We start from the raw sequence: 1,375 nt of genomic DNA, 5'->3' as shown, positions 1-1,375 counted from the left end.
TCACTTTGGTGGGCTTTTCTCTGCTGCGCCTTGACCCGCTTTCACATTGGGCAAATGTGGAGTTCTGGTCTGGCTGGCAAAGCTACTTAATTAACCTTTCTCAGCTCGATTTTGGTTTAAGCAAAAACGGCAATGCGATTTACGACGAACTCGCCGTTGTTTTTCCTGCCACATTAGAATTGTGCTTTTTCGCCTTCCTGGTTTCGCTCTTAATCGGTATCCCGCTTGGCACGATTGCAGGGATGAAACAGGGTAAGTGGCTAGACACTGGTATCTCGTTTCTTTCGATGTCGGGTTACTCTGCTCCGATTTTCTGGGTGGCACTACTGCTGATCATGGTCTTCTCGTTGGAATTCCACATCTTCCCTGTTGCTGGACGCTACGACTTGCTGTACGAAATCGACCATGTAACTGGATTTGCCATTATTGACGCCTTTATGGCGAAAGGTGAATACCGAGCTCACGCACTGCAAAGTGTCATCGAGCACATGGTTCTGCCGTGTTTGGTTCTGGCGTTAGCACCTACGACTCAAGTTGTTGGTTTGATGCGTGCATCTGTTGCAGAAGTTATGAGCCAAAACTACATTCGCGCAGCCCGAATCAAAGGTTTATCGAATCGTGAGATCGTCACTCAGCACGTAATGCGTAACGCCATTCCGCCTATCATTCCAAAAGTTGGGGTTCAGCTATCTAGCATGATCACTTTAGCAATCATCACCGAGTCGATCTTTAACTGGCCGGGCATTGGTCGCTGGTTGCTGGATGCGCTTGCCAACCAAGATTACGCCTCAATCCAAGCAGGAGTAATGGTGCTTGCGACACTCGTATTAACTGCCAATATCCTTTCGGACTTGATTGGCGCCATGATCAACCCTCTGGTGAGAAAGGAATGGTATGCTAACAAATAACGTTTATCAGGAAGAACGCATTCCAACTCAGTTTGAGCGATTTTGGCGCAGTTACCGCGCTAACGGGTTAGCGATGTTTGGCTTGTGGTGTTTAGGCTTGATCGTATTGATCACCATCTTAGCTCCGTGGCTTGCTCCGTTTGATCCACAAGCACAATCTGGTGAGTTACTCGTTCCCCCTTCATGGGCACCAGCGGGCACCGTCGATTACTTTTTAGGAACCGATGACTTAGGTCGTGATATTCTGTCGCGCTTGATCATGGGCTCTCAACTGACTTTTGGCGCAGCAGTTGGCATTACTGCGATTGCGACCATCGTAGGTTGCTTTATCGGAGTGCTGGCGGGGATGACGAAAGGTCTACTTTCCAGTACTTTGAACCACCTTCTCGACACCGTTATGTCGATCCCATCGCTATTGCTCGCGATCATTTTTGTGGCATTCCTTGGCTTTGGTGAATTTAATATCT

Annotated in this window: 1 protein-coding gene and 1 pseudogene; both read left to right on the top strand. The window is 48.3% G+C overall.

Annotated features, from left to right (window positions below):
* The coding region (locus R7F07_RS24825) for an ABC transporter permease (protein ID WP_318110614.1) at positions 1-908 on the top strand (908 nt) is incomplete at its 5' end.
* Positions 895-1,375, top strand: a pseudogene (locus R7F07_RS24820) (peptide ABC transporter permease); the annotation flags it as partial. The gene R7F07_RS24825 and the pseudogene R7F07_RS24820, both read left to right, overlap by 14 nt.

It is taken from the genome of Vibrio sp. YT-16, assembly GCF_033337405.1.
GTDB lineage: Bacteria > Pseudomonadota > Gammaproteobacteria > Enterobacterales > Vibrionaceae > Vibrio > Vibrio alginolyticus.
The sequence above is the reverse complement of the archived record's forward strand: the minus strand, read 5'-3'. Positions and strand labels throughout refer to the sequence as shown.